The organism is Luteibacter sp. P4_D7_3 (assembly GCF_056401735.1).
The window spans coordinates 1-8,672 of the sequence record NZ_JBFUIT010000166.1 but is presented as its reverse complement, the minus strand read 5'-3'; the positions used below and the strand labels follow the sequence as shown (position 1 = coordinate 8,672).

The following is an 8,672-nucleotide window of genomic DNA, read 5'->3' as shown; positions in this document are numbered from 1 at the left end:
ATCACTGCCACATCATGGAGCACGAAGACGGCGGCATGATGCAGGTGATCCAGGTGGTGCGTCCCGCAGAGTACGAGGAGGCCGTGAAACTCGAGCCACTGGGCGGCATCTACGGCGACAACCAGATGTGCACGTACCTGCGGAACACCGGTGGCAATCCGCTCACGCCTCCCTCGGATGCAAGCCGACCGCTGGGGCCAACGCCTGGGGGCAGGCCATGAAGCGGCGTGCGGCGTACGTCGGCATGGGGCTGGCACTCGCGCTTGCGGGACCGGTGCAGGCAAGCAACGGACGCTACCCCAGCCTGGGCATGGACTACAGCACGGCCATCCAGTACGACTTCAACAGCTTGCGCGTGCCAAACCAGCCGCATACCGTCACCACCAACGGTTACTTCGACATCACTACGGCGGTGCACTTCCGCCTGACCACGATTGACGAGATCTGGGTAGGCACCGAGGTCAGTCCGGTGACCGACACGCGCCCCGGTGAGCGTCGCTGGCTCGGGGGCACCGGCCTCAACGTCACCGACGTGAACTGGTATCACCAGGGCTATGTCTCGTCGTTCCGGTTGGGCAAGTTCGATGTGCCGTTCGGACGCGCACAGGACGCCGCACCGGGACTATATACCTCTGATTTCGTCGCACCGTACGCGCTGGGAGGGATGGACGGCGGCACATACGAATACCGCTTTTATACGGACAACTGGGGCACCATCGCGCCGAGCCTGAGCGTCTACGCCGCCGATACCTCGGTGCTTAGCCGTTCCTTCCTGCGCCCGTCGCAACAGGCGCGTCGTTCGGATGGCGGCGCGACCAACACGGGCAAGCCCAACAACGCCGCCGTCGTCGTTAACTGGCGTGCGCCTGCGGCCATTCCATTCCTGGAAGTGCAGGTGGGCTACATGACAAACCACAAAGGCGATATCTCCGCTGCGTCGCCTACGGCGGCGAACGAGCAACTGCGTGTGGCTTCCGTGCGTTACATGATTCCCTTCGTGGCCACGACCGTCCTCGGCCCGACGCTGGCCGGTCGCTACCTGGACCTCGTGCCCTTCGTCGAATACGTGAAAGTGCATAACGAGAACGGCACGCCCGGTTTCGACACCGAATACCTGACCACGTCGCTCACGTTCGACGCCGGTCGCTTCGTCTATGGCCTCACGCACACGAACAAGCAGATTTCCCCGAGTGGCGGACCGCGTACCAACGAGTACCTCACCGAAGCCAGCATGGTCTACCACGTCACCGGTCTGGTCGACCTGGCATTGTCCGGCGGCAGGTCGCGCCAGGGCGGGCAGAACTCAAACCTGCTGGGTGTGTCGATCACGCTCAACGGATCCTTCTGATGCGCCGCCTCTGTATCCTGCTCGCCACCTTGTGCCTGGCCGCCTCGGTGGGCCACGCGGCGAGCCCCGCCGTCGGTGGTCCGTTCCAGCTGACCGATCAGGATGGCCATGCCGTGACGCAGGCATCGTTTGCGGGACGGCCACTGCTTCTCTATTTCGGATACACCTCCTGCCCGGACGTGTGTCCGGTGGACCTCGCGAAGATCGTGAAGATCGCGGGTGCCGTGCATCAGGCAAGCGGGATGACGGTCACGCCGGTCTTCGTCACGATCGACCCCGAACGGGATACGCCGACCCGGCTGCAGGCCTATGTGCGTGCCTTCGGCAATGACGTGGTCGGCCTGACGGGCACGACCGCCCAGATCGATGCGATCACCGATGAGTACCACGTCTACTTCAAGAAGGTGCCCGTCGATGGCGGCTACCTGATGGACCACTCGACGATGCTCTTCCTCGTCGGTTCAAACGGCGCTTACCTCGATCACTACGGGCGCAAGCTGCCCGAAGAGGATGTGGTCAAGCGCGTCGTCGCGACACTGCATGGCTCGGGCACCTAAGGCCATGCGGTGCTTACCCACGCCAAGCACGGAGGTTCCATGAAACACAGCGGCTCTTTGTGGGAGCCGCTTCAGCGGCGATGCTCCTGCTCTTCAATCCCAGAACGCCTCAACAATGCGATCGTTCGGCCCCAGAATAAGCGTCAACCTGTTCGGGTCCGTGTCCAGCTTGCGAATACCATCATTCTCGCGCAGCACGCGCGTGCTTGCCGGCAGGTCCTCTTCGCGCACCGCATCCTTGCCTCCGGCGGAGCCGCCCTTGGGCACAAAGGTCTTGCCGACGCAGTTCGAACAATCCACCTCGCGCCCCTGCGCTTCCGCATAGCCGGGGAGCTGGCTGAGCTTCACCGTGTTCGTGGCGCTGCGCACGCGGATGCCCTTGTAGGGGTGTCCGGGCTCGATCACGAAGATGGCCTCCATGGGGCCGAATTTCGTGGCGCTGGAAGCATCGTCCGGCGCGCGGGCGACAAACAGCAGGTCGAGCATCCCGTCGGCCGAGGGCCCTCGGGAGATGGCGACGAGTTGTGGATCGCTCCAGTTCTCCGTGCTGCTCAGGCCCCGTACGCGAACGATGTCGAGCTCGGGCGCGTGGGTACTGCGTATCAGTTCCACGCTGCTGACCTTGAACAGCGGTTTGATCGCATCGTCGCCCGCTTCCTGCTCGCTGGCCGGTTCCGCCGAGGACGGGGCAGGGGCCTGCTGCGCCGTCGCACCCGGGGCGCTCTGGCCGATGGCCAGGGCGTGCGGTGCAAGCCACAGGCAGCCCGCGGCAACTACGAAAACGAGTTGACTCTTTGCATTCATGACGCACTCCTCACCAGCATGTCGTCGTCGAGGACTGTCTCRAGCCGGTCCAGCGCTTCGAGGATCACGTCCGTGGGTACTTTCTGAACCAGGTCGCAGAACGAGGTCCGGGTGGTGGCGAAACTGCCGTTCTCCGTCAGCTTGTTGATCGGCGAACCGCCACCGCACACGGCGAAATAAGCGCATTCGGCCTTGCATGCGGCCACGCCGGCGGCGATGTCGCGGTGCATGGCACGCATGGCGTCGCTCTGACGCATGGACTCGAGCGAATCGGTGTGGATGTTGCCGACGATGAAGTCGCCGTAGTCGGCGTTTTTCAGCCCCAGCAGCTCGGGGGAGAAACTCGATACGTTGCCGTGGCAGTCGACGTTGACCATGCCGAACGGCTGTACCTGCGAGTTTTCGCCGGCTGCCTCGTCCGGCCTCAGGATACGCGTGAGCATGCTGTCGATCTCGCGCAGGAAACGAATGCCGGCACTCTCCCGCGATTTCCGCCAGAAGGTGCTGAGGAAGGTGCGGAAGCGTGCCGCGGCGTCCTCTTCGGAGAACAGCTCGGAAACGTGATCGCCCTCGGATTCCTCGACGTTGAAGCATACGTCGGTGATGCCGGCATCCCTGTAGAACGCGAGCATCTCGTCAGGTGCCCGAAGGCCTCGCGCCGACAGCACTGAAATCACGTGGAACGGGATGCCTTCGTCGATCAGGCAGCGGATGCCAGCGACGGTTTTGTCATAGGTGCCGCGACCCTGTCGCGTAACCCGGTTGGCATCGTGGATCTCGCGTGGTCCGTCGATGCTCACGCCCACGCCGACCTCCCAGCGACGGAAGAGCGCGCACCAGGCCGCGTCGATCAACATGCCGTTGGTCTGGATGGCATGGCGCACTTCGATCCCGGGCGGACACAGGGATGCGATGAGGGAGAACGCTTCCTCGTAGTACGCAACCGGCATCACCAGCGGCTCGCCGGCGTGCCAGATTACCGTAAGCCAGGGATGGGACCAGCCCGAGCCGAACACCGCGGTGAACACGGCGCGTACCGTGTCCAGCGACATCTTCGAGGTGTCGCTACGGCTGGGCAGGTAGCAATAGCGGCAGGCGATATTGCAGAAGGGTGTGGGCTGAAGCACCACGGTATCGATGCATGGCGGAATATCCACCGCGGCTCACCAGTTGTGCCAGAAGTTGTGCCAACCGCCGTTACCCCAGTTGTGCCAGCCATTATCCCAGTTATGCCAACCGTTGCCCCAGTTCCTCCAGCCGCCGTTTCGCCAGCCGCCATTGCGCCAGCCGAAACCGCCGAAGTTCATCCAGGCCAACAACGGGTAAGCCGTTCCACCGGGCTTCGTCRTCCCGGAGGTTTCCGCGGCGATGCTCTCGCGGATGGCGGCGAGCCGGTCAGCCACGTTGAGCGTGACATGCGCGGGGTCCGGGGCGACACGCGAGGGGGGAAGGGTGGTTGCCTGTGCCGAACCAAGGATGGTGGATGCGCCGAGGATGCCGGCAGGAAGCAGAACGGCGAGGGCTCGGCGGGTACGGTTCCAGTCGGACATGGTGAGCTCCATGGCAGATGAGCGGATGTCGTATGCACGTTAGACACTGGTTGCCCGTAAGGCATGAGTAGATCTACGTAATCCGGACGGCCGATGCCTTGTATATAACTGCAAAGTCAGATATAGTAACTGTCAGCAAGCTGCGCCGTGCCGTGCGGCTGCCGGACGGACCGCCGGTTATCCGCAGGTTCTTGCGGATAACCGATCGCGGCCTTCTTTTTAACTACATGTCTGCAATGTCAGATATATCGAAGCCGGACGCCCCATGTCGTCGTCATCCGCAGAGAGTGTTCCCGCGCCGCTTACCGGCGCGCGTTTTGCACTGGGTGCCATCGCGGTTGCCCTTGCCACGTTCATGAACGTGCTCGATTCCTCGATCGCCAACGTGGCCATTCCCACGTTATCCGGCAACCTCGGCGTCTCGGTGGACGAGGGCACGTGGGTCATCACCCTGTTCGCCGCTGCGAATGCCGTGTCCATCCCGCTGACCGGCTGGCTCACCCAGCGGGTGGGGCAGGTGAAGCTGTTCGTTTTCGCCATCCTCGCGTTCACGTTTTCGTCCTGGCTGTGCGGTATCGCACCGACGCTCCCCGTCCTGCTGGCAGCGCGTGTCCTCCAGGGCGTAGCGGCCGGTCCTCTGGTGCCGTTGTCCCAGGCGTTGCTTCTGAATACGTTCCCGAAAGAAAAGGGGCATTCGGCGCTCTCACTCTGGGCGATGACGGCGACCGTCGGCCCGATCGCCGGGCCGGCCCTCGGCGGATGGATCACGGACAGCTACAGCTGGTCGTGGATCTTCTACATCAACATTCCGGTGGGCCTGTTCGCCGCCGGCGTGGTGTGGACGATCTACCGTGATCGGGAAACGCCGACCAAACGCGTTCCGATCGACGTCATGGGACTGGTTTCGCTGATCGCCTGGGTGGCGTCGTTACAGATCATGCTGGACAAGGGCAAGGACCTGGACTGGTTCAGCTCGCCGCTGATCTGCGCGCTGGGCATCTTCGCCTTGATCAGCTTCCTCTTCTTCGTCATCTGGGAACTGACCGAGGAGCGTCCCATCGTCAACCTTCGCCTGTTCGCCGGCCGTAATTTCCTCGGTGGAACCATTGCGATTTCAGTAGCGTACGGCGTTTTCTTCGCCAACCTCGTCGTCCTGCCGCAGTGGATCCAGGGCTTTCTCGGGTATCGCTCGGTGGATGCCGGGCTGGTGACCGCGCCCCTGGGCATCTTTGCCATCATCCTTGCACCGGCGATGGGACGGATCATGGGTAAGACGGATGCGCGCGTGCTGGCGACGCTGGCCTTCATCGGCTTCGCCGTCGTATTTTTCATGCGCGCGCAGTACGACACCGACGTCGATCGGCTGACCCTCGTGCTGCCGACGCTGTTGCAAGGCATTCCGACCGCGCTGTTCTTCGTGCCGCTCACCGCCATCATTCTTTCCGGATTGCGTCCGGACCAGGTGCCGTCCGCGGCTGGCCTTTCAAACTTCGTGCGCGTTTTCGCCGGCGCCGTCGGCACCTCGCTGATCACGACAGGCTGGAGCGACCGGACCGTCCTTCACCATTCGCAGCTGACCGAGCGGGCGACCGCCTATGATCCGGGTTTCCTCGAGTCGATTGCGTCTTTACGCGACACGCTGCATGTGGATACGAACGGTGCGGTGTCGTTCTTCGAGCGAGGTCTCACGGCGCAGGCCACCATGCTCGGGCTCAACGACATCTTCTGGCTGTCCGGCGTGACATTCATCGTGATCATCCCGCTGATCTGGGTTGCCCGATCGACCAGGGGTAGCGGCGGAGCGGCGGCTGCGGCGGCGGGCCATTGATGGATGGTCCATAATCCGGCCATGGACCACTACACGCGCAAGAACTTCGTGCATACCCGGAGCATCGGCTTCCTGTTGGCGAGGGCGCGGAACCTGCTGGCGTCGGAGGTGGACGCCGCACTGAAAGACCTGGACATCAGCAGCCAGCAGATGGGCATCATCGTCCTGCTGAGCAAGGGCACGGCGAGCACGCCCTTCGAACTGTCGAAGCTGCTTGGTATCGATACCGGGCTGATGACGCGGATGCTGGACAAGCTCGAGGAGAAGGGCTTGCTCGAGCGCTCGCGTGACGACAAGGACCGCCGGGTGGTCAACCTGACCCTGACCCGCGCGGGTAGCCGGGTTGCCGACGGCATTCCGGATGTCGTTCCGCCTGTGCTCAACGCCCGCCTCAGGTCGTTCAGCCGTACGGAGTTCGAGGAACTCAAGCGATTATTGGGCAAGTTCATCGGTGAGTGAGACACGTCGACCGTAAACGACCTTATCCCTGACGGGACTTGTGCAGCCGCTCGAGTGCCGCCAGCAGCACGTGCATCGATATGGGCTTGCTGATGTGGGCGTCGAAGCCCGCCTTCATTGCCCGTCTTTCGTCCTGCGGTCGGCCGAAGCCGGTCAGGGCGACCGCCAGGATGCCCCGGTTCACCGGGTCGGCGCGCACCCGTTCGATGAGTTCGTGACCGTCCATGTCGGGCATGCCGATGTCCGATAGAAGGATGTCGTGATCGCCGGAGGCAAGGATCGAAAGGGCCATGACACCCGTATTGGCCGTGGCGACTGTGGCACCCTCCATGCGTAGCAGCTCGGCGAAGGGCTCAAGCAGTTCCTGCGCATCGTCGACGATGACGATGCGGCGCCCTGGCAGCTGCGGCGTCCAACGGGACGCTAGCATCAAGGCAGCTTCGTTCTGGCGAACCGACCTGACCGGAAGGACCACGACGAACGATGCGCCCTGATCGGGGCCCGGCGAGCTGGCGGACACCTCGCCACCGTGCAGGTCGGCCAGTTGCCTGACCAGGGCGAGGCCGATGCCGAKGCCGCCGGTGGTGCGATTCTTCAGGCTGGCGCCGCGCTCGAACATGTCGAACACGCGGCCAACCAGCGAGGGCGATATGCCGATGCCGTCGTCGGTCACTTCCAGCCTTATGTGCTTGCCGGTGCTGCTCAAGGTGGCCCAGATGTGCCCGGTCGCGCGGGTGAACTTCAGGGCGTTGCCGAGCAGGTTCCAGACGATCTGTTCGATGCGTATGCCGTCAGCCGTCATCGTCACATCGGCGTCCGGCAGCGCGAGGCTGAGCGTCACCGAGCGCGCGGCGAGCTCCTCGCGCATGCCATCGGCCACACGCCGCAAGCTGTCGGATACGTTGACCTCGGAGATATTGAGGGCGAGCTTCCCCGTCGTGAGCCGCGAGAGGTCGAGCAGATCGTCGATGATCCGGGCCTGTCCTTCCACCGTCTTACGGATCGCGTCAGCCGAACGTAGTGTGGCGGCATCGTCGGCGACCGTTGCCGAGCGGGCAATGAGCTCCGCGTTCACCAGGATCAGGTTGAGCGGGTGTTTCAGTTCGTGCGACATCACCGCGAGAAATTCGTCTTTCATGAGAACGGCGCTTTGCGCCGCCTCGCGCGAGGCTTTCTCCGCGCGGAGGAGCTCCTCGCGCTCGCGCTCGCGGCGCTTCTCCTGGGTGATGTCACGTGCGATCTTGGCATAGCCGTGAAAGCCACCCTGGTTCAGCGGCGTGGTGATGCCGCTGCAGAAAATGCGCTCGCCGTCGGCGCGCAGGTGCCAACGGTCGTCCGTCGCGCGGCCTTGCGTGCGTGCCTGTTCCATTTCGTCCTGGAACGCACCTTGCGCGCGGTCCTCGGAGGTGAAGATGAGGTTGGCATGACGGCCGATGGCGTCGCTGTCCGAGTAGCGGAACATGCGTTCCGCACCCTTGCTCCACGAGGTGATGATGCCGTCGGGATCGGTGGTGATGATGGCGTAGTCGACGGCGCTGTCGGCAACCAGTCGCATGCGCTCTTCGCTGTTGCGAGCCGCTTCTTCGGCTGCCCGGCGCCGCGTGACCTCGATGAAGGTCATCACGGCGCCTTCAATGCGATCCTCGGCGGTGCGATAGGGAAGGATGCGGGAGATGTACCAGCGACCGTCCTGGCTACCTACTTCACGTTCGATCGTGCGCAGCGCCTGGAACGCCAGGGAGGCGTCGGCGGCAAGGTCGGGATAGTCCAGGCTATGGTTGAGGTCCAGCAGGGACCTGCCGATATCGGCGGGGATCAATCGGAACACATCGGCGGCGCGCGGCGTGAAGCGCTTGATGCACATGTCGCGGTCGACGAATACGGTGGCGATGTCCGTGGAGGCGACCAGGTTGCTCAGGTCGTCGTTGACCTTGGCGGTCTCCTCGACCTTGAGCTTGAGCTCGTGGTTGACGGTGATGAGTTCCTCGTTGATCGACTGGAGCTCTTCCTTGCTGGTCTCCAGCTCTTCGGTCGCCGAACGCAGCTCTTCGTTGATCGATTGCAGTTCCTCGTTCGACGCCTTGAGTTCCTCAGTGGAGGATTCCGACTCTTCGACGGTGGCCTGT

The 8,672-nt window shown here is 63.4% G+C and carries 8 protein-coding genes and 1 pseudogene; 5 read left to right on the top strand and 4 right to left on the bottom strand.

From position 1 onward, the window contains the following. The 3 genes and pseudogenes from AC1DSN_RS14260 to AC1DSN_RS14250 form a co-directional block, all read left to right on the top strand. Window positions 1-221 (top strand): annotated as a pseudogene (locus AC1DSN_RS14260) (hypothetical protein); the annotation flags it as partial. Beyond that, window positions 218-1,348 (top strand): hypothetical protein, encoded by a 1,131-nt coding sequence (locus AC1DSN_RS14255; RefSeq protein ID WP_477296181.1) that lies wholly within the window; start codon window positions 218-220, stop codon window positions 1,346-1,348. The pseudogene AC1DSN_RS14260 and the gene AC1DSN_RS14255, both read left to right, overlap by 4 nt. Continuing rightward, window positions 1,348-1,905, top strand: a complete 558-nt coding sequence (locus AC1DSN_RS14250) for an SCO family protein (protein WP_477331260.1) — start codon at window positions 1,348-1,350, stop codon at window positions 1,903-1,905. The genes AC1DSN_RS14255 and AC1DSN_RS14250 overlap by 1 nt, the downstream gene beginning before the upstream one ends. A 93-nt stretch (window positions 1,906-1,998) precedes the next feature. Here AC1DSN_RS14250 and AC1DSN_RS14245 read toward each other — a convergent pair whose 3' ends face one another. The 3 genes from AC1DSN_RS14245 to AC1DSN_RS14235 are packed head-to-tail and all read right to left on the bottom strand — an operon-like array spanning window position 1,999 to window position 4,259. Then, window positions 1,999-2,709, bottom strand: coding sequence for a hypothetical protein (locus tag AC1DSN_RS14245; RefSeq protein ID WP_213947614.1), 711 nt, complete (start codon window positions 2,707-2,709; stop codon window positions 1,999-2,001). Continuing rightward, window positions 2,706-3,866, bottom strand: coding sequence for a cyclophane-forming radical SAM/SPASM peptide maturase GrrM/OscB (grrM, locus tag AC1DSN_RS14240; protein ID WP_477296179.1), 1,161 nt, complete (start codon window positions 3,864-3,866; stop codon window positions 2,706-2,708). The genes AC1DSN_RS14245 and grrM overlap by 4 nt, the downstream gene beginning before the upstream one ends. A gap of 6 nt (window positions 3,867-3,872) precedes the next feature. Further along, complete coding sequence (locus AC1DSN_RS14235) at window positions 3,873-4,259, bottom strand: hypothetical protein (protein WP_477331258.1); 387 nt, start codon at window positions 4,257-4,259, stop codon at window positions 3,873-3,875. Between the two features lie 265 nt (window positions 4,260-4,524). Here AC1DSN_RS14235 and AC1DSN_RS14230 point away from each other — a divergent pair, with 265 nt between their 5' ends. Continuing rightward, window positions 4,525-6,087: a DHA2 family efflux MFS transporter permease subunit gene (locus AC1DSN_RS14230; protein ID WP_477331256.1), complete on the top strand. Its 1,563-nt coding sequence runs from the start codon at window positions 4,525-4,527 to the stop codon at window positions 6,085-6,087. Window positions 6,088-6,090: 3 nt separating this feature from the next. Next, window positions 6,091-6,546 (top strand): MarR family winged helix-turn-helix transcriptional regulator, encoded by a 456-nt coding sequence (locus AC1DSN_RS14225; protein ID WP_231873913.1) that lies wholly within the window; start codon window positions 6,091-6,093, stop codon window positions 6,544-6,546. Between the two features lie 22 nt (window positions 6,547-6,568). On the opposite strand, the gene AC1DSN_RS14220 is transcribed toward AC1DSN_RS14225, so the two are convergent. Next, window positions 6,569-8,672, bottom strand: a 2,104-nt coding sequence (locus tag AC1DSN_RS14220) for an ATP-binding protein (protein ID WP_477331254.1), incomplete at its 5' end; no start/stop codon positions are given.

Coding starts and splice junctions, on each gene's coding strand:
- AC1DSN_RS14255 (WP_477296181.1), top strand. CDS start 218: ATGAAGCGGCGTGCGGCGTACGTCGGCATGGGGCTGGCACTCGCGCTT.
- AC1DSN_RS14250 (WP_477331260.1), top strand. CDS start 1,348: ATGCGCCGCCTCTGTATCCTGCTCGCCACCTTGTGCCTGGCCGCCTCG.
- AC1DSN_RS14245 (WP_213947614.1), bottom strand. CDS start 2,709: ATGAATGCAAAGAGTCAACTCGTTTTCGTAGTTGCCGCGGGCTGCCTG.
- AC1DSN_RS14230 (WP_477331256.1), top strand. CDS start 4,525: ATGTCGTCGTCATCCGCAGAGAGTGTTCCCGCGCCGCTTACCGGCGCG.
- AC1DSN_RS14225 (WP_231873913.1), top strand. CDS start 6,091: ATGGTCCATAATCCGGCCATGGACCACTACACGCGCAAGAACTTCGTG.